Source organism: Streptomyces speibonae (assembly GCF_984686075.1).
On record NZ_OZ480260.1, the window covers coordinates 7,975,976 to 7,994,647 of the forward strand.

Genomic DNA, 18,672 nt, shown 5'->3' on the forward strand with positions numbered 1-18,672 from the left:
GTGGACACCGTGGGACTGTGGTCCCTGGTGCGCTTCGCGCACGTCGCAGGCGCCGCGCTGTGGGTCGGCGGACAGCTCGCCCTGTCCCTGGTGGTCCTCCCGCTCGCCAGACGCCTGCTCGCCCCCGACGCCAAGGCCCGCTTCACCGCCGAGGCGGGACGCAGGTTCGGGATGCTCACCGGCGCGCTCTTCCTGCCCGTGCAGCTCGGCACGGGCATCGCCATGGCCTGGCACAAGGGCGTCACCTGGGCCTCCCTCGCCGAACCCGGCTACGGCCGCACCCTGGCGGCCAAGCTCGCCCTGTTCGCCCTGGTCATGGCCGCCGCGGCCGGCCACGGCATCGCCCACTCACGCCATCGCACCGACGTCGCCCGCGCGCTGGCCGTCGTCTCCCTGACCGGCTCCCTGGGAGTGGTCCTCCTCGCCACCGCCCTGCCCGCCACCTGACGGCGCCGGGTCCGCTCGGCGGCGGGCGATGGGCCGGGTGGCCCTCGTCACCCGTCCGGAGGTGACGGAGGGTGGACACAAGGGCAGTCCTCCTCCACACCGGAGGTTCCCGGACAGCGAGGAGCCACGATGCACACCGACAAGATCGACGCCCTCGCGCTGGAAACGCTGCTGGCCGCGGCGGTGGCGGCGCCGTCGATCCACAACACACAGCCCTGGCGCTTCGGTTTCCGCCTGGGCACCCGGACCGTCACCGTCCACGCCGACCGCAGCCGGTCCCTGGCCCTGGCCGATCCGGTGGGCCGCGCCCTGCACCTGTCCACCGGATCCGCGGTGTTCAATCTGCGCGTCGCCGCCGCCCACCTCGGCTGGCAGCCCGTCACCCATCTGCTGCCCGACCCCGCCGACCCCGACCTGCTCGCCACCGTGCAGCTGACCGTTCCCGACACCACCGCGCCGGACTACCGCACGCTCTACGCGGCCGTGGCCCGGCGCCACTCCAGCCGGATGCCGTTCACCGGCCGCCCGGTGCCCGAGCGGATCGTCGCCGACATGGCCGCCGCCGCCCGGGCCGAGGGCGCCCGGCTGTACGTACCGGGCATCCCGCAGACGCGCCGCCTGCTGCGGGTGACCTCGGCGGCCGAACGGCGCAACACCGAGAACCGGGAACGCACGGCCGAGAGCCGCGCATGGATCGCCCCGCCCGGATCGAGCTCCTACGGCATCCCGTTCACCACCACCCGACCCCTCGACGCCACCGGGCACATGCCGATGCGCGACTTCACCGGCCGGCCACCCGTGCCGGGGCGGCCGCGGCTGCGGTTCGAACGGCACGCCCAGGTCGCCCTGTTGTGGACCGTCGGCGACCGGCCGCGGGACTGGCTGCAGGCGGGCCAGGCGCTGGAGCGGGTGCTGCTGACCGCCACCGCGCACGGCGTGCGGACCTCGCTGCTCCACCAGGCCATGGAGTGGCCGGACCTGCGGGAGGCGATGCGGGTCCCCGCGACCAGGTGGTGCCGACCGCAGGTGCTGATCCGTTTCGGTTACGGCCCGGAAGCGAGGGGTACGGGTACCCCTCGGGCAGCGGCACGCCCTGCCGACCGTCCCGTGACGCGCGCCGTTCGGACCCCACAACCGGGACCGCCGGACCCCGCCGCCGGGGACTGACAGCCCCACGCAACAACGCCTCACGCGCCCGATAGTGGAGCCGGGAGGCCGGCACGGAGCCCGGTACCCGCGGCGCCGACGTGACACGCGCCGCACCGCGAACAGGGAGGACGGACGGCATGCTGCAGCCGTCGGGCAAGTCGATCGAAGCACCGCGACCACATGCGGCCGGGACCGGACAGGCCTGGCTGATGCTGGCCCTGGCCACGGCCGGGTTCGCCCTCAACTTCTGGGCCTGGGCGCTGCTCAGCCCGCTCGCCCCCCGGCTCCACGAGTCCCTGGGGCTGTCGTCGTTCCAGCAGTCGCTGCTGGTGGCCGTGCCGGTGATCGTGGGCTCCCTGGGCCGCATCCCGGTCGGCGCCCTCACCGACCGGTTCGGCGGACGGGTGATGTTCCCGCTGGTCTCCGCGGCCACCATCGTGCCCGTGCTCTTCCTGGGCCTGGCCGGACACTCCTCCTACGCCGGGCTGCTGGCCGGCGGCTTCTTCCTCGGCATCGGAGGCACCGCCTTCGCCATCGGCGTGCCGTTCGTCAGCGCCTGGTTCCCGCCCGAGCGCCGGGGCCTGGCCATCGGCGTCTTCGGAGCCGGCATGGGCGGCACCGCCATCAGCGCCCTCACCACCGTGAAACTGGTCGACGCCGGCGGCATGGCCAACCCCTTCCTGATCACCGCCGCGGTCCTGGCCGGCTACGCGGTGCTCGCGGCCGTCGTACTGCGCGACGCCCCCGGCCGCACCGTGCCGACCGAACCGCTGACCCGCCGCCTGACCGCCACGTTCGGGCTCGCCGTCACCTGGCAGGCCTCCGCCCTGTACGCCGTGGCCTTCGGCGGCTACGTCGCCTTCTCGGTCTACCTGCCCACCTACCTCCGGACCGGCTACGGTCTCACCCAGGCGGACGCGGCCAATCGCATGGCAGGCTTCGTGCTGCTGGCCGTGGCCATGCGGCCGGTCGGCGGCTGGCTCTCCGACCGCTTCGGCCCGGTCCGGGTGCTGGGCGGCTCACTGGCCCTGGTGGTCGCCGGGGCGCTCGCCCAGTCGTTCACCCCGTCCCTGGCACCCCTGGGCACCCTCGCGTTCCTGGTCATGGCCGCCGCGCTCGGCGCGGGCAGCGGCGCCGTCTTCGCCCTGGTGGCCCTGCTGTCCCCGGCGAACAAGGTCGGATCGGTCACCGGCGTCGTCGGCGCGGCGGGCGGCCTCGGCGGCTTCCTGCCACCGCTCGTGATGGGCGCTCTCTACGGCGCTTACGGCTCGTACGCCTGGGGCCTGGTCCTGCTGGCCCTGGTGGCCGCCGCCGCACTGGCCTACACCGGGACCGCCGTCCGCCGCGGGGCCGAACGGCGCGTCCCCGCCGGCCAACCCCACTGACCCCCGCCACCTCCGAGGAGGAACGCCATGTGCGAGTACTGCGGCTGCCAGTCGCTCACCGCGATCGACGAACTCACCCGCGAGCACGACGCGGTGGTCCAGCTGATCAGCCAGGTCCGTGACGCCCACCGCGACGGCGACACGGACCGGATGGCCGGACTCGCCCGCCGGATCGGCGGCGTCCTGGAGCCGCACACCGAGGTGGAGGAGCACGGTCTGTTCCCCGCGCTCGCCGAGGAGTTCCCCGAGCAGCTGGCCGCCCTCGAGGACGAACACCGCCGCGTCGAGGCCGTCCTGGCGGAGGCCGAGGCGGGCACACCGCAGGACGCCACCTGGCCGGACCGGCTGATCCGGACGCTCGACCTGCTGCGCCTGCACATCCTCAAGGAACAGGACGGAGTCTTCCCCGCCGCGCTGGCGGCACTGTCCACCGAGCAGTGGGAGGCGGTCGAAGCGGTACGCGCCCGCGCCGGCACCCGTAGGGAGCAGCCGGCCGGCTGAGCCGGAACCGGGCCCGACCGGCCCGGTTCACCTTACGGCCGGAGTGAAAGGAGGGTACAAAGGGACTCGCGGTCACAAGAACGTTCTTGATCCGACCGCCGGTTCGACGCGAGGGGCGTCCGAACGCGTACCAGGGCGGGAGCCGAGCGGGCATCCGGCGGGCGTGGCACGCCCGGGAAGGAGCGACGTCAGTGGCCACCGAGGCGAGTCCCCCAGCAGCAGGAACGGGCCGGGAGAGCGGGCCGCCGGGCCTGGACGGTGAGCTGACTCAGGCGCTGGTCGGCACCCGCCGGTTCTTCACCCGCGCCGAGATCTCCTCCGACCGGCGCACGCTGCACCGCAAGGGTGGCCGGCAGGCGGACGAGTTCTACCGCGACCGCTGGTCGCACGACAAGGTGGTGCGCTCCACCCACGGCGTCAACTGCACCGGTTCCTGCTCGTGGAAGGTGTACGTCAAGGACGGCATCATCACCTGGGAGGCCCAGCAGACCGACTACCCGTCCGTCGGCCCGGACAGCCCCGAGTACGAGCCGCGCGGCTGCCCCCGGGGCGCGGCCTTCTCCTGGTACACGTACTCGCCGACCCGGGTGCGCTACCCGTATGTGCGCGGGGTGCTGCTGCAGATGTACCGCGAGGCCAAGGCGCGGCTGGGCGACCCGGTGGCGGCCTGGGCGGACATCGTCTCCGACCCCGAGCGCTCCCGCCGCTACAAACGGGCCCGCGGCAGGGGCGGACTGGTCCGGGCGACCTGGGCGGAGGCGGCGGAGATGGCCGCCGCCGCCCATGTGCACACCATCAAGGAGCACGGCCCGGACCGACTGGCCGGGTTCTCCCCGATCCCGGCCATGTCGATGGTCTCCCACGCGGCCGGGGCCCGCTTCTACTCCCTGCTCGGCGGGGTGATGCTCTCCTTCTACGACTGGTACGCCGACCTGCCCGTCGCCTCGCCGCAGGTGTTCGGCGACCAGACCGACGTACCGGAGTCAGGGGACTGGTGGGACGCCGGATATCTGATCATGTGGGGCTCCAATCTGCCGGTGACCCGCACCCCCGACGCCCACTGGATGGCCGAGGCCCGCTACCGCGGGCAGAAGGTGGTGGCGGTCTCCCCGGACTACGCCGACAACGTGAAGTTCGCCGACGAGTGGCTGCCCGCACAGCCCGGCACGGACGGCGCGCTGGCGATGGCGATGGGACACGTGGTCCTGCGGGAGTTCTTCGTCGACCGGGCGACCCCGTACTTCGCCGACTACGTCCGGCGGTTCACCGATCTGCCCTTCCTGGTCACGCTCGACGAGAGCGAGGACGAGCCGGGCGCGTACACCCCTGGGAAGTTCCTCACCGCCGCCGACCTCGGCGGCGAGCACGCGCAGGCCGAACACGCCGAGTTCCGCACCGTGCTGCTGGACGGGACCACCGGCCGGCCCGTGGTGCCGAACGGCACCCTCGGCGACCGCTTCGGCGAGTCCGGCGCCGGGAAGTGGAACCTCGACCTCGGCGGAACGCGCCCCCTGCTGTCCGCCGAGGGCGGCGACGAACCGGCCGTCGCCGTCACCCTGCCCCGCTTCGACGCCCCCGACGGCAGCGCCGCACGGCTGCGCCGGGGAGTCCCGGTGCGCCGGGTGGCCGGACGGCAGGTGACGACGGTGTACGACCTGCTGCTCGCCCAGTACGGCGTGGCCCGCCCGGGGCTGCCCGGGACCTGGCCCACCGGCTACGACGACGCGGGCGAGCCGTACACCCCGGCCTGGCAGGCGGCGATCACCGGCGTCGACGCGGACCGCGCGGCGCGGATCGCCCGCGAGTTCGCCGCCAACGCCGAGGACTCACACGGACGTTCGATGATCGTCATGGGGGCGGGGACCAACCACTGGTTCCACTCCGACACCATCTACCGGGCGTTTCTCACGCTGACCACCCTGACCGGCTGCCAAGGCGTCAACGGCGGCGGCTGGGCGCACTACGTCGGCCAGGAGAAGGTCCGTCCGATCACCGGTTACTCGGTGCTCGCCACCGCCTCCGACTGGAACCGCCCCGCCCGCCAGATGATCCAGACCGCCTACTGGTACCTGCACAGCGACCAGTTCCGCTACGACCCGTTCTCCGCCGACACCCTCGCCGCGGCCGGGGCCGGGGGCCCGTTCGCCGGGAAGTCGACGGCGGACGTCATCGCGGCCTCGGCCCGGATGGGCTGGATGCCCTCCTATCCGACCTTCGACCGCAACCCGCTGGACCTGGCCGACGAAGCAGCCGCGGCGGGCCGCACCGCGGGCGACCACGTCGTGGACGAACTCAAGGCGGGACGCCTCAAGTTCGCCGGCGAGGACCCGGACGCACCCGAGAACTTCCCCCGGGTGCTCACCGTCTGGCGGGCCAACCTGCTGGGCTCCTCGGCCAAGGGCAACGAGTACTTCCTCAAGCACCTGCTGGGCACGGACTCCTCGGTGCGCGCCACCGAGGCCCCGCCCGACGCCCGCCCCCGGGACGTGGTGTGGCGCGAGGAGGCCCCCGAGGGCAAGCTCGACCTGCTGCTGACCCTCGACTTCCGCATGACCAGCACCACCGTCTTCTCCGACATCGTGCTGCCGGCCGCGACCTGGTACGAGAAGTACGACCTGTCCAGCACGGACATGCACCCCTTCGTGCACTCCTTCAACCCGGCCATCGCCCCGCCCTGGCAGACCCGCACCGACTTCGACATCTTCCACACCCTCGCCAAGGAGTTCAGCCGACAGGCGGACGGGCACCTCGGCGTCCGCACCGACCTGGTGGCCGCGCCCCTGCTGCACGACACCCCCGACGCGCTGGCCACCCCGCACGGCAGGGTGCGGGACTGGAAGGCGGGGGAGTGCGACCCCGTACCCGGCCGCACCATGCCGAAACTGATCACCGTCGAACGCGACTACGGGGCGATCGCCGACAAGATGGGCGCCCTCGGCCCCCTGCTGGACTCCCTGGGCGCCACCACCAAGGGCGTCACCTTCGAGGTCGAGCGCGAACTGGAGTACCTGCGGCACAAGAACGGCACCGTGCGCGGCGGAGCCGCCGACGGCCGGCCCTCGGTCGCCCGCGACTCCCACGCCTGCGAGGCGATCCTCGCCCTGTCCGGCACCACCAACGGACACCTCGCCACCCAGGGCTTCCGCACCCTGGAGGCCCGCACCGGCACCCGGCTCGCCGATCTGGCGGCCGAGCACGAGGGCAAGCGGATCACCTTCGCCGAGACCCAGACGGCACCCGTCCCGGTCATCACCTCGCCCGAGTGGTCCGGCTCGGAGACCGGCGGCCGGCGCTACTCGCCGTTCACCGTCAACGTCGAGCGGTCCAAGCCCTGGCACACCCTCACCGGCCGTCAGCACTTCTACCTCGACCACGACTGGATGGCCGCCCTCGGCGAACAACTCCCCGTGTACCGGCCACCGTTGAACATGCACGCGCTGTTCGACGAGCCACGCCTCGGCGAGACGGGCGAACTCGGCGTCACGGTGCGCTATCTGACGCCGCACAACAAGTGGTCCATCCACTCCGAGTACCAGGACAACCTCTTCATGCTGTCCCTGTCCCGGGGCGGCCCGCACATCTGGATGAGCACCCCGGACGCGGCGAAGGTGGGGGTGAAGGACAACGACTGGATCGAGGCGGTGAACCGCAACGGCGTCGTGGCCGCCCGCGCGGTCGTCTCGCACCGCATGCCCGAGGGCACCGTGTACATGTACCACGCCCAGGACCGGCTCATCGACGTCCCCCGCACCGAGACCACCGGCCGGCGCGGCGGCATCCACAACTCCCTCACCCGCCTGCTCATCAAACCCAGCCATCTCATCGGCGGCTACGCCCAGTTGTCGTACGCCTTCAACTACCTGGGCCCGACCGGCAACCAGCGCGACGAGGTGACCGTGATCCGGCGCCGCTCGAACCAGGAGGTGGAGTACTGACATGCGCGTGATGGCCCAGATGGCGATGGTGATGAACCTCGACAAGTGCATCGGCTGCCACACCTGCTCGGTCACCTGCAAACAGGCGTGGACCAACCGCACCGGCGTCGAGTACGTGTGGTTCAACAACGTCGAGACCCGTCCCGGACAGGGCTACCCCCGCCGCTACGAGGACCAGGAGCAGTGGCGCGGCGGCTGGGAGCTCAACAAGAAGGGGCGGCTCACGCTCAAGGCGGGCGGCCGCTTCAAGAAGCTGATCACCATCTTCGCCAACCCCGTCCTGCCGTCCCTGGACGACTACTACGAGCCCTGGACGTACGACTACGAGACCCTGACCAACGCCCCGCTGCAGGAGCACACGCCCGTCGCCCGCCCCAAGTCCCTCATCTCCGGCAAGGACATGAAGATCTCCTGGTCGGCCAACTGGGACGACGACCTCGGCGGATCGGCGCAGCACGGCGAGAAGGACGTGCTCCTGAACCAGGTGTCGGAGAAGATCAAGCTCGAGTTCGAGCAGACCTTCATGTTCTACCTGCCGCGCATCTGCGAGCATTGCCTCAACCCGTCCTGCGCGGCCTCGTGCCCCTCCGGCGCCATCTACAAGCGCGAGGAGGACGGCATCGTCCTCGTCGACCAGGACCGCTGCCGGGGCTGGCGGATGTGCGTCACCGGCTGCCCGTACAAGAAGGTCTACTTCAACCACCGCACCGGCAAGGCCGAGAAGTGCACCTTCTGCTTCCCGCGCGTCGAGGTCGGACTGCCCACCGTCTGCTCCGAGACCTGCGTGGGCCGCCTGCGGTACATCGGCCTCGTCCTCTACGACGCGGACCGGGTCCTGGAGGCCGCCTCCGCCCCCGACGACACGGACCTGTACGAGGCGCAGCGGCAGGTCTTCCTCGACCCCGACGACCCCGAGGTGATCGCCGCGGCGGAGCGGGCGGACATCCCCCGCGACTGGATCGAGGCCGCCCGGCGCTCCCCGGTCCACGCCCTGATCAACACCTACCGGGTGGCCCTGCCGCTGCACCCCGAGTACCGCACCCTGCCCATGGTCTGGTACATTCCGCCGCTGTCCCCGGTCGTCGACGCCGTCCGCGACACCGGCCGGGACGCCGAGGACCACCGCACCCTCTTCGCCGCCGTCGACGCCCTGCGCATCCCCGTCGACTACCTCGCCCAGCTGTTCACCGCCGGCGACCCCGCGCCCGTCGACGCCGTACTGCGGCGTCTGGCCGCCATGCGCTCGTACATGCGGGACATCAACCTCGGCCGCGAACCGGACCCCTCCATCCCGGAGACCGTCGGCATGGGCGAGGAGCAGATGTACGACATGTACCGGCTGCTCGCCCTCGCCAAGTACGACGAGCGGTACGTCATCCCGACCGCGCACGCCGAACAGGCGCACCAGCTCGAGGAGCTGGCCACCGAGTGCAGCCTCGACTACGAGGGCGGCCCCGGCATGGGGGGCTCCGGCCCGTTCGGCGAGGCGTCCGGCGGAGCCTCGCCCATCGCGGTGGAGAACTACCGCGCGCTGCGCGACCGCCAGCTCTCGGACCATCCGGCGGCCCCGGAGGACCGGGCCGCCCGCGTCAACCTCCTCAACTGGGACGGCAAGGGCAGCCCGCCCGGCCTCTTCCCGCCCGGCGACAGGGACCGTCGCGAGGGCCCGGACAGCGGCGGGGAGGTCGAGCCGAAGCCATGAGGAACACGTTCAAGCTCAGGCCCGCCCACCGGGTCCGGCCCTGGCACCCCTACGCCTGGCAGCTGCAGTCCCTGCTCCTGGGCTACCCCGATGACGACCAGCCCGGCCATCTCTCCCTGGCCCGGCGGGCCGCGCCCGTGCTGCCCGCCGAGGTGCGCGACCCCCTGCTCCGCTTCGTCAGGCACGCCGAGGACACCGGCACCGACGCCCTGGCCGCCGCCTACGTGGCCACCTTCGACCACCGCAAACGCTGCTGCCCGTACCTGACGTACTACGCCCATGGCGACACCCGCAAACGGGGCCTCGCCCTGGTGCGGCTGAAACAGACCTACGCCAGGGCCGGATGGCGGCTCACCGACGACGAACTGCCCGACCACCTCGCCGTCGTCCTGGAATTCGCCGCCACCGACCCGGAGACCGGTCTGCGCCTGCTCACCGAGCACCGCGCGGGCCTGGAACTGCTGCGTCTCGCCCTCCACGACGACCGCGCCCCCTGGGCCGAGCTGCTGAGCTCCGTCTCCGCGACCCTGCCCGCGCTCGCCGGCGAGGAACGCGCGGCGGTGGCCCGGCTCGCCGCCGAGGGCCCGCCAGGGGAACAGGTGGGCCTCGACCCCTACGCGCCCCCGCACCACCCGCCCGTCCCGCCCGCCGGAGGTCCCCGATGACCGCGTCCCAGCAGCATGTCACCCTGGCGGTGGAGTCCGGCACCGGCGGCATCCTGCTGTGGGTCGTGCTGCCCTACATCAGCCTCGCGGTGTTCATCCTCGGACACATCTGGCGCTACCGCTACGACAAGTTCGGCTGGACCACCCGCTCCTCGCAGCTCTACGAACGGCGGCTGCTGCGCATCGGCAGCCCGCTGTTCCACTTCGGGATCCTGCTGGTGCTGGTCGGGCACATCGGCGGACTGGTCGTCCCCGAGAGCTGGACGGAGGCCGCGGGCATCAGCGAGCACACCTACCACGTCCTCGCCGTGGCCCTCGGCACCGCCGCGGGCATCTGCACCCTCGGGGGACTGGCCATCCTGATCTACCGGCGGCGCACCGTGGGCCCCGTCTTCTCGGCCACCACGGTCAACGACAAGGCCATGTACCTCTCCCTGACGGTGACCATCGTGCTGGGCCTGGCCGCGACGGTCGCGGCCAACCTCGTCGGCGGGGGCTACAACTACCGCGAGACCATCTCCCCCTGGTTCCGCTCGATCTTCTACCTGCAGCCCGACCCGGACCTGATGACCGGCATCCCGGTCCTCTTCCAGCTGCACGCCCTGAGCGCCCTGCTGCTCTTCGCCGCCTGGCCCTTCACCCGGCTCGTCCACATGCTCACGGCACCCCTGGGCTATCTCACCCGCCCCTACATCGTCTACCGCAGCCGTGACGCCCGGCTCGGCACCCGCGCCCCGCACCGCGGCTGGGAGCGGATCCGGTAGATCCCGGCCGGACGGGTGTCGGGCCGGGGCGGCCCGGCGGGTCAGTCGCGGGCGACCTGCGGGGCGATGTCCTCGGTGACCGGTGCGACGGAGGCGGCGCGCCGGGCGCCGGCCGCGTCGGAGCCGCAGCAGGAGGCCTCCAGGGTGCCGCCGAGCGTGGCGTTGACGGTTCCGTTGTTGGAGGTGTTGGCCAGGGACGTCATGCTGCGGGCGCCGTCACGGGTGGTGAAGGCGTACGTGTAGTACCCCTGGACGGTGCCGGTGTGGCCGTAGACCGTGGTGCCGCAGGACAGGGTGCGGCCCCGCAGCCCCAGCCCGTAGGACTGCTTCCCGTCCGCGGAGACGGGGACCATGGCGGTCATGTCCGCCAGTTGCTCGGCCGGCAGCAGCCGTCCGGACATCAGTGCCGTGAAGAACCGGTTGAGGTCCTCGCCGCTGGAGATGACCGCTCCCGCGGACTGGGCCCAGGAGACGGTCTGCTCGGTGGAGTCGACCAGCGGCAGCGTGGTGTCGTCCGCCCGCAGGTGGCCACGGGCGTACGAGCCGGACAGGGACGTGCGCGGATGGACGTACGAGGTGTCGCGCAGCCGCAGCGGCGCGACGATGCGCTGCTGGTAGTGCGTGGCGACGGGGGTGCCGGTGGTGTGCTCGATGAGCCGGCCCAGCACCACGAAGTTGGTGTTGGAGTAGCTGTACGCGGCGCCCGGCGCGTTGTTCAGGGGGTGTGCCGTGGAGAGGTCGATCAGCTCCTGGTAGCTGAAGGCCTTGTTGCGGACCGCCTCGAAGCCCGGCACCGTCTGCTGGAACATGTCGTCGGTGCAGTCGTACAGCCCGCTGCGGTGGCTGAGCAGATGGCGCACGGTGATGCGCCCGTCCGGCAGCGGCTCGGGCAGGTAGCGGTCGGCCGGGGCGTCGAGTTCGACGCGTCCTTCGGCGAAGAGCTGCAGCAGCACGACCGCGGTGAAGGTCTTGCTGACGCTGCCCACGCGGAACCGGCGGCCGGTGTCCATCGGCGTGCGGGCGGCCGTGTCCGCCTCCCCGGTGGCGACGTGGTGGCTGCGGTGGCCCTCGTCGATGCGGGTGAGGGCTCCCGGTGCTCCCTGGTCCAGGGCCGTGCGGTGCACGGCGCTCACGGCGGCGGTGCCGGGGTCGGGCAGGGACGTGCCGTCGGCGAGGGCCGGCGAGGCCGCCAGGGTGACGATCAGGGTGGAACCGGCGAGCGTCATGCTCAGGTCTTTGATGCGCATCCGCGTCCTTGTGATGTGGGGGGATCGGCGCGCACGCCCCGCAGCCCAGGGTGAAACTCCGTCAACTACCCTTGTAACAAGGCTAGTTGTGAGGTTCTCCGAGGCGGCGGGGCGGCCATGATCGCATCGTAGTCCACCGGCGGCTCAGTCAGGCCCCGTGGCGTGGCAGCACGGGGCTACTTGCTGAGCCAGAGGTCCGGGCCGAACACCTCGTAGTGGACGTCCTTCGGGCTGAGACCCAGGGTGAGCAGGTCACCGCGGACGGCCCGCATGAAGGGCAGCGGTCCGCACAGGAAGGCGGTGACGTCCTCGGGCAGGGCCAGCCGGGTGACGTCCGTCAGGCCCTTGCCGACATGGGGTGCCTCCAGCTCCCGCGGGTCCTCGTACCACAGGTGCAGCGTGCCGTTGGGGAGCCTGCTGACGAGGTCGTCGAGTTCCGTGCGGTGCGCGTGGTGGGCGGGGGAGCGGTCGGCGTGCACGACGGTGACGTGCCGCTCGGCCGAGGCGTTGGCCAGGTGGTCCAGCATCGACAGCATCGGTGTGACGCCGATGCCGGCGGAGGCGAGCAGCAGGGGGCCGTCGCCCTCGGGGAGCACGAGGTCGCCGAAGGGCCGCGACACCTTCACGATGTCACCCGGGCGGGCGTGGGCATGCAGCCACGACGACACCTCGCCCTCGGGCACCCGCCCGTCGGCGGAGCGCTCCCGCTTGACGGTGATGCGCCACGTCTTGCGCTCGGGGGCCGTGGACAGGCTGTACTGGCGTATCTGCCGGGCCCCGTCGGGCAGTTCGACCTGGACGCTGACGTACTGGCCGGGCCGGAACGGCTCGGTGGGCAGTCCGTCGGGCCGGCGCAGTTCGAGGGAGACGGTGTCCACGGACTCCTCGACGCGGTCGGCGATCTCCATGTCGTCCCGGACGGCACCGTTCTCGACCCCCGCCTCGGCGTACAGCCGTGCCTCCATGGCGATGAGGGCGTTGGCCATGAGCCAGTACACCTCGTCCCAGGCGGCGGCCACCTCGGGGGTGACGGCGTCGCCCAGCACCTCACGGACGGCGCCCAGCAGATGCCGTCCCACGAGGGTGTACTGGTCGGGCGTGATACCGAGCGAGGCGTGCTTGTGGGCGATCCGCCCGAGGAGGGCATCGGGACGCTCGCCGGGCCGTTCCACCAGTGTGGTGGCGAACGCCGCGACGGCACCGGCGAGGGCTTCGCGCTGGGCCCCGCTGGCCTGGTTGCCGCGGTTGAAGAGGTCGCGCAGCAGCTCCGGGCGTTCCTCGAACATGCGGCGGTAGAACAGCTCGGTGATGGAACCGAGGCAGGCCCCGACGGCCGGGAGGGTCGCCCGGACGACGGGGATGGACTGGGTGGAGAGCATCCGCTGACTCCTTGACTGAATGCTTCGGTGATCGCGCGCAGGAGCATCCTAGATAATTGGTATTTGAGATTCTTATTTGGGGGGTGTGATCTCCGCGACGTCACCGGACCGGGTAGTGGCGCACCTCCGCCGCGCCCCGGCGCTCCTCTTCGGGCCACAGACAGTCCAGGACCGAGGCCGACGGGCCGAACAGCGCGGACGGCACCGACGCGCGCGCGAACCACTCCCAGCGCACGATCTTGTCCGGTTCGGTCACCACGGGCGTGCCGGCCGCTCCCTCGGCGACCGCCGCGGCCGTCACCCGGGTCAGACCGCGCAGCCCGTCCACCACAACGGCCAGGATCCGCACGGACGTCGCGGGGACCGAGAGTCCGGTCTCCTCCGTCAGCTCCCGCGCGGCCGCCGTCTCGAAGTCCTCCCCGGGGTCCACCTTGCCGCCCGGGAGTTCCCAGCGGCCGTCGTGGCCGAGGCCGAGCAGGACGCGGCCGGCGGGGTCGAGGACGGCGAGACCGACACCGGTCAGGCTGTGGGGCAGGGGGCGGGCTCGTTCGGGGCGCTCGGCGCCCGGTTCACTTCTCTGCACCGGGCCATTCCACACCGTGGCCCCGCCGCGCACGAACGGCGGGCCCTGCGCCGTCCGTGGTGGACGGTCCAGGACCCGCCGTTCGTGGGGGAGTTCAGTCGAACTGGCCCGGCTGGTAGTCACCCGCCGGCTGCTGGTTGATGACGTTGATCCGGTTGTAGGCGTTGATGATGGCGATCAGCGAGATCAGCGCGGCGAGCTGGTCCTCGTCGTAGTGCTCAACCGCGTTCGCCCAGGCCGCGTCCGTGACGCCGCCGGCCGCGTCCGCGATGCGGGTGCCCTGCTCGGCCAGCTCCAGGGCGGCGCGCTCGGCCTCGGTGAAGACCGTGGCCTCGCGCCAGGCGGCCACCAGGTTGAGGCGCAGCTGGGTCTCTCCCGCGGCGGCGGCGTCCTTGGTGTGCATGTCGGTGCAGAAGCCGCAGCCGTTGATCTGGCTGGCGCGGATCTTGACCAGCTCCTGTGTCGCGACCGGCAGCGGCGAGTCGTGCACCGCCTTGTTCGCGGAGTTGATGTGCTTGAGCACCTTGCCCGCGAGGGCGTTGCCGAAGAGGTTGATGCGAGCGTCCACGGTGTGGTCCTTCTGGTCCGTAGGGGAAGACACCTTGATGACCGGAACGCCCGGGCGAGTGTGACAGCGGACGGGTGTGACCTGGGTCGCATGTGGCCGGACACTTGACGCCCGCGATCACTGAAAATACCTTTCAGTTCCGAGCGGTACGCCGAAAGAAAATTTCGGACCTGCGGGCCGCTCGGCGCCACCCCCCCACGACACAGCAAGGCACGACCGCACCATGAGCGAAGAGAACAAGCATCAGGCCACCGCCGCCGCCATCCTCCCGCTGGTCGGAGGCGCCGGGAACGTGGCGTCCGTGGCCCACTGCATGACCCGGCTGCGACTGGGACTGCGCGACCGGTCCCTCGTCCGGGACGAACAGCTCACGGCGCTTCCCGCCGTCCTGGGGGTCGTCGAGGACGACACCTACCAGATCGTGCTGGGACCGGGCACGGTGGCGCGGGTCACCCCGGAGTTCGAAGCGCTGGTCGAGACGGAGCGGGCGCGGGCCGCCGCACCGGTGGCCACCGCCCCCGATGACGGGCCCGACCCCGTGACGGCCGGGTCCCTCGCGGCACAGGGGGCCGCGCTCCGGGCGGAACGCAAGGCGCGCAACGCCACACCGCTCAAGCTCTTGCTGCGCCGGATCGCGAACATCTTCGTCCCGCTCATCCCCGCGCTCATCGGCTGCGGCATCATCGCGGGCCTGAACGGTCTCCTCGTCAACCTGGGATGGCTGCCGGGGGTCACACCCGCCCTCGCCGCCATCGCCTCCGGGTTCATGGCCCTCATCGCCGTCTTCGTCGGCCTCAACACGGCCAAGGAGTTCGGCGGCACCCCGGTCCTCGGCGGCGCCGTCGCGTCGGTCGTCGTCTACGCGGGAGTGGCCGACGTGGAGGCCTTCGGCCGTCAGCTCTCCCCCGGACAGGGTGGTGTGCTCGGCGCGCTGGGCGCCGCGTGGCTCGGCGTGCAGGTGGAGAAGCGGTGCCGTCGCCGGGTCCCCGAGGCCGTCGACGTCCTGGTGACGCCCACCGTCACCGTGCTCGTGGCCGGACTGGCGACCCTGTTCGGACTGATGTTCCTCGCGGGTGCGGTGTCCACCTGGATCGGCGATGCCGCCGACTGGCTGCTGGCCCACGGAGGCGCGGGCGCCGGATTCCTCCTGGGCGGACTCTTCCTGCCCCTGGTGATGCTGGGGCTGCACCAGGCCCTGATCCCCATCCACACCACGCTGATCGAGGGCGCCGGTTTCACCGTCCTGCTGCCGATCCTCGCGATGGCGGGTGCGGGACAGGTCGGCGCGGCCCTCGCGATCTACCTGCGGCTGCCGCGCAACACCTCGATCCGGACCACCATCAAGTCCGCGCTCTGGCCCGGCTTCCTGGGAGTCGGCGAGCCCCTGATCTACGGGGTGTCGCTCCCTCTGGGACGCCCGTTCGTCACGGCCTGCGCGGGCGGCGCCTTCGGCGGAGCCTTCGTCGGCCTCCTCAACCAGCTGGGCACGGACGTCGGATCGACCGCGATCGGCCCCTCGGGCTGGGCGCTCTTCCCGCTCCTCGACGGCAGCCACAGCCTCGGGCCGACGGTCGCCGTGTACGCCGTGGGCCTGCTCGTCGGCTATGTCGCGGGCTTCCTCGCGACCTACTGGTTCGGCTTCACCCCGGCCATGCGCCGGGAACTCGACGCCGGCCCCGGCGCCCCGGCGGACGAACGGCCGCCCGCCCCCGCGGGCCGGTTCGGCGCCTGAGCTTCCGGAGCCGCCGCCGCGGCCTCACTTCTGCCGCGCGAACCAGTCGGCGAACCGGGTCTCGGCCAGCTGCGCGCCCGGACCGGGAAGCAGCGTGGACTCCTCCAGGGACGCCCCCGAGTACGTGGCCCGCGGATCCGTGACGACCTCACGCGGATCGTCCCCGGCGGAGAGCACCTCGCGGATCAGCTCGTCCAGCCGGAACGCCTCGGGGCCCGCGACCTCCACCACGCCGTTGACGGGCTCCCCGAGGGCCGTACGGGCCACCGCCGCGGCCACGTCGTCGGAGTACATGGGCTGGATCCCCGCCGAGGACAGCCGCACGGTGTCACCCTCGGTCGCCAGATCCGCGATGCCGTTCATGAACTCGAAGAACTGCGTGGCGTGGACGATGGAGTAGGGGATGCCGGACTCCCTGATCAGATCCTCCTGTACCTGCTTGGCACGGAAGTAGCCGCTCTCCTGGAGCCGGTCCGTGCCCACCACGGAGAGCGCGACATGGTGCGCCACACCGGCCGCCGCCTCCTCCCGGAGGAGGTTGCCGGTCGAGGTGCGGAAGAACTCCATGACCGCGTCGTCCGCGAACGACGGCGAGTTCGACACGTCGACCACGACCGGGGCATCCCGCAGCACCTCGGCCAGGCCCTCACCGGTCAGCGTGTTCACTCCGGTGCCCGGCGCGGCCGGCTCGGCCTCGTGTCCCTGTGCCGTCAGCTTTTCGACGAGCTTCGAACCGATCAGCCCGGTACCGCCGATCACCACGACCTTCATGACGGAAATCCTCTCTCGGGGGTGTGCTTCTCTCCTGGTGTGTTCTTCTCGCGTCACTCGGCGAGCTTGCCGTCGGTCGACACGTCCGCCATCAGGGAGGAGATCTCCTCCGGAATGGGCGCGACGTCCTCGCGAGTGATGCCGGCCGCCGGTGACCAGACGAGATTGACCCGCAGCGCCGGATCCGTTTCCGGGTGATCGCTGCGGTTGTGGCAGCCACGGGTCTCCCGGCGCTCCAGCGCCGCCTCGAGCGTGGCCCGGGCGGAGAGCACCGCGGACCTGAGGTCGAAGGCGTGCGCGAGATCCTGGAACCCGGCGATGTCGGGATGTACGCCGATGTCCTCCATGCGCTTCTCGATCGCGGTGAGCTCCGCCAGGCCCGCCCGCAGACCCCGCTCGTCACGGACGACGCCCGCGTGCTCGGTCATGGTGTTGCGGAGGGCACGCTGCAGCGCGCGGACGTTCTCCGGCCCGTCCGCGGCCAGCAGGGCGTCGACCTCCGCACGCGCCTCGGCCACGGCCGCCGCCGACCGCGGATGCGCGGTCAGCGACGCCGAGTGGGCGGCCGCCGCCCGGCCGGTGATCCGGCCGTAGACCAGCAGTTCGATGAGGCTGTTGCCGCCGAGGCGGTTGGCGCCGTGCAGCCCGCTCGACGCCTCACCGATGGCGTACAGACCGCGGACGTCGGTGCTGTGGTCCTGCGGACGGACCCAGACCCCGCCCATCGAGTAGTGCGCGGTGGGCGCGACCTCGATCGGCTCCCGGGTGATGTCCAGCATCTGCAGGTCCAGCAGGGTCTGGTACACCCGGGGCAGCCGTTGCATGATCGTCTGCCGGGGCAGGTGCGAGACGTCGAGCCACACGCCGCCCTTCTGCGTGCCGCGGCCCTCCTTGATCTCCGTGTAGGAGGCCAGGGCGACCCGGTCGCGGGTGGACAGCTCCATCCGCTCGGGGTCGTAGCGGCTCATGTACCGCTCCCCGAGCGCGTTGCGCAGGATGCCGCCCTCGCCCCGCGCGGCCTCGCTGACCAGGGTGCCGGCCGCGTTCTCCGGCTCGATGATCCCGGACGGGTGGAACTGCACCAGCTCCGGGTCGCGCAGCCGGGCACCGGCCTCCACGGCGAGCCGGAACGAGTCACCGGTGTTCTCGTCCCGCCGCGACGACGTGCGCCGCCAGATGCGGGTGTGGCCGCCCGCCGCGAGGATCACGGCGTCGGCATGGATGAGGTACCGCGTGCCGTCCAGGAGACCGAAACCGTAGGCTCCGAACACGGCACCCTCGTGGGTCAGGATCCGGGTGATGTACACACCGTCGAGCACGGGGATGTTCAGCTGGTCCGCGCGCCTGATCAGCGTGCGCTGGATCTCCAGACCCGTGTAGTCCCCGGCGAAGGCGGTCTGCCGGAAGGTGTGCGCGCCGAAGAAGCGCTGCGAGATGCGGCCGTCCTCCTCCCGGGCGAACGCCATGCCGTACCGCTCCAGGTCGTCGATGCCCCGGGCGGCGCCCCGCGTGACGATTTCGGCGGTGCGGGGGTCGCCGAGCAGATAGCTCTCCTTCAGCGTGTCCGCCGCGTGCTGCTGCCAGCTGTCCCCGGGGTCCATCGTGGCCAGAGCCGCGTTGATCCCGCCCGCGGCGAGCGAGGTGTGCGCGTCCTGCCTGGGACGCTTGCCGACGGCCAGGACATCGACGCCGGCCTCGGCCAGCTCGATGGACGCCCGCAGGCCGGCGCCGCCGGTGCCGATCACCAGCACCATGGTGGAAAGACCTTGTTCGGTGGCAGCCACGATTGCTCCGATCGTCGGGGTGTTCACCGACTACGACCGGATGACCGCGTTGCCTGTGAC

General features: G+C 71.9%; 15 protein-coding genes. 9 read left to right on the forward strand and 6 right to left on the reverse strand.

The annotated features are described in order from the left end of the window. The 8 genes from AC5L3C_RS35635 to narI all read left to right on the forward strand — a co-directional run bounded on the left by AC5L3C_RS35635 (position 1) and on the right by narI (position 10,548). Entirely contained in the window at positions 1–447 is a 447-nt protein-coding gene (locus tag AC5L3C_RS35635) for a hypothetical protein (RefSeq protein ID WP_493653209.1), read from the forward strand. Positions 448–576: 129 nt separating this feature from the next. Further along, the gene (locus AC5L3C_RS35640; RefSeq protein ID WP_493653211.1) at positions 577–1,614 is read left to right on the forward strand and encodes an Acg family FMN-binding oxidoreductase; all 1,038 of its coding nucleotides are present in this window, start codon (positions 577–579) and stop codon (positions 1,612–1,614) included. Positions 1,615–1,733: 119 nt separating this feature from the next. Further along, positions 1,734–2,981: a nitrate/nitrite transporter gene (locus tag AC5L3C_RS35645; RefSeq protein ID WP_493653212.1), complete on the forward strand. Its 1,248-nt coding sequence runs from the start codon at positions 1,734–1,736 to the stop codon at positions 2,979–2,981. Positions 2,982–3,008: 27 nt separating this feature from the next. Beyond that, positions 3,009–3,482: a hemerythrin domain-containing protein gene (locus tag AC5L3C_RS35650; protein ID WP_493653214.1), complete on the forward strand. Its 474-nt coding sequence runs from the start codon at positions 3,009–3,011 to the stop codon at positions 3,480–3,482. Between the two features lie 251 nt (positions 3,483–3,733). Continuing rightward, positions 3,734–7,417: a nitrate reductase subunit alpha gene (locus AC5L3C_RS35655; protein WP_493654167.1), complete on the forward strand. Its 3,684-nt coding sequence runs from the start codon at positions 3,734–3,736 to the stop codon at positions 7,415–7,417. A 1-nt stretch (position 7,418) separates the two neighbouring features. Beyond that, positions 7,419–9,119: a nitrate reductase subunit beta gene (gene narH / locus AC5L3C_RS35660; RefSeq protein WP_493653215.1), complete on the forward strand. Its 1,701-nt coding sequence runs from the start codon at positions 7,419–7,421 to the stop codon at positions 9,117–9,119. Further along, on the forward strand, positions 9,116–9,784 hold the full coding sequence (narJ, locus tag AC5L3C_RS35665; RefSeq protein WP_493653216.1) for a nitrate reductase molybdenum cofactor assembly chaperone: 669 nt from the start codon (positions 9,116–9,118) through the stop codon (positions 9,782–9,784). Before narH ends, narJ begins: the two co-directional genes overlap by 4 nt. Continuing rightward, complete coding sequence (narI, locus tag AC5L3C_RS35670; RefSeq protein WP_493653218.1) at positions 9,781–10,548, forward strand: respiratory nitrate reductase subunit gamma; 768 nt, start codon at positions 9,781–9,783, stop codon at positions 10,546–10,548. Before narJ ends, narI begins: the two co-directional genes overlap by 4 nt. A 41-nt stretch (positions 10,549–10,589) precedes the next feature. On the opposite strand, the gene AC5L3C_RS35675 is transcribed toward narI, so the two are convergent. The 4 genes from AC5L3C_RS35675 to AC5L3C_RS35690 all read right to left on the reverse strand — a co-directional run bounded on the left by AC5L3C_RS35675 (position 10,590) and on the right by AC5L3C_RS35690 (position 14,325). After that, positions 10,590–11,795 (reverse strand): serine hydrolase domain-containing protein, encoded by a 1,206-nt coding sequence (locus tag AC5L3C_RS35675; RefSeq protein ID WP_493653219.1) that lies wholly within the window; start codon positions 11,793–11,795, stop codon positions 10,590–10,592. Positions 11,796–11,971: 176 nt separating this feature from the next. Beyond that, on the reverse strand, positions 11,972–13,174 hold the full coding sequence (locus AC5L3C_RS35680) for a globin domain-containing protein (protein WP_493653220.1): 1,203 nt from the start codon (positions 13,172–13,174) through the stop codon (positions 11,972–11,974). Positions 13,175–13,274: 100 nt separating this feature from the next. Beyond that, the gene (locus AC5L3C_RS35685; protein ID WP_493653221.1) at positions 13,275–13,757 is read right to left on the reverse strand and encodes a nucleotide triphosphate diphosphatase NUDT15; all 483 of its coding nucleotides are present in this window, start codon (positions 13,755–13,757) and stop codon (positions 13,275–13,277) included. Between the two features lie 94 nt (positions 13,758–13,851). Next, entirely contained in the window at positions 13,852–14,325 is a 474-nt protein-coding gene (locus AC5L3C_RS35690) for a carboxymuconolactone decarboxylase family protein (RefSeq protein WP_493653222.1), read from the reverse strand. 223 nt (positions 14,326–14,548) lie between these two features. On the opposite strand from AC5L3C_RS35690, the gene AC5L3C_RS35695 reads away from it, so the two are divergent. Beyond that, positions 14,549–16,057: a PTS transporter subunit EIIC gene (locus AC5L3C_RS35695; protein ID WP_493653223.1), complete on the forward strand. Its 1,509-nt coding sequence runs from the start codon at positions 14,549–14,551 to the stop codon at positions 16,055–16,057. Between the two features lie 24 nt (positions 16,058–16,081). On the opposite strand, the gene AC5L3C_RS35700 is transcribed toward AC5L3C_RS35695, so the two are convergent. Together AC5L3C_RS35700 and AC5L3C_RS35705 are read right to left on the reverse strand one after the other, a co-directional pair. Further along, positions 16,082–16,828, reverse strand: a complete 747-nt coding sequence (locus AC5L3C_RS35700) for an SDR family oxidoreductase (RefSeq protein WP_493653224.1) — start codon at positions 16,826–16,828, stop codon at positions 16,082–16,084. 53 nt (positions 16,829–16,881) lie between these two features. Then, positions 16,882–18,582 (reverse strand): L-aspartate oxidase, encoded by a 1,701-nt coding sequence (locus AC5L3C_RS35705; protein WP_493654169.1) that lies wholly within the window; start codon positions 18,580–18,582, stop codon positions 16,882–16,884. Positions 18,583–18,672: the final 90 nt, after the last annotated feature.

Excerpts from the sequence above, each read along its gene's own strand:
- AC5L3C_RS35640 (WP_493653211.1), top strand. The coding sequence starts at position 577 with ATGCACACCGACAAGATCGACGCCCTCGCGCTGGAAACGCTGCTGGCC.
- AC5L3C_RS35645 (WP_493653212.1), top strand. The coding sequence starts at position 1,734 with ATGCTGCAGCCGTCGGGCAAGTCGATCGAAGCACCGCGACCACATGCG.
- AC5L3C_RS35650 (WP_493653214.1), top strand. The coding sequence starts at position 3,009 with ATGTGCGAGTACTGCGGCTGCCAGTCGCTCACCGCGATCGACGAACTC.
- narH (WP_493653215.1), top strand. The coding sequence starts at position 7,419 with ATGCGCGTGATGGCCCAGATGGCGATGGTGATGAACCTCGACAAGTGC.
- narJ (WP_493653216.1), top strand. The coding sequence starts at position 9,116 with ATGAGGAACACGTTCAAGCTCAGGCCCGCCCACCGGGTCCGGCCCTGG.
- narI (WP_493653218.1), top strand. The coding sequence starts at position 9,781 with ATGACCGCGTCCCAGCAGCATGTCACCCTGGCGGTGGAGTCCGGCACC.
- AC5L3C_RS35675 (WP_493653219.1), bottom strand. The coding sequence starts at position 11,795 with ATGCGCATCAAAGACCTGAGCATGACGCTCGCCGGTTCCACCCTGATC.
- AC5L3C_RS35680 (WP_493653220.1), bottom strand. The coding sequence starts at position 13,174 with ATGCTCTCCACCCAGTCCATCCCCGTCGTCCGGGCGACCCTCCCGGCC.
- AC5L3C_RS35695 (WP_493653223.1), top strand. The coding sequence starts at position 14,549 with ATGAGCGAAGAGAACAAGCATCAGGCCACCGCCGCCGCCATCCTCCCG.
- AC5L3C_RS35700 (WP_493653224.1), bottom strand. The coding sequence starts at position 16,828 with ATGAAGGTCGTGGTGATCGGCGGTACCGGGCTGATCGGTTCGAAGCTC.
- AC5L3C_RS35705 (WP_493654169.1), bottom strand. The coding sequence starts at position 18,582 with ATGGTGCTGGTGATCGGCACCGGCGGCGCCGGCCTGCGGGCGTCCATC.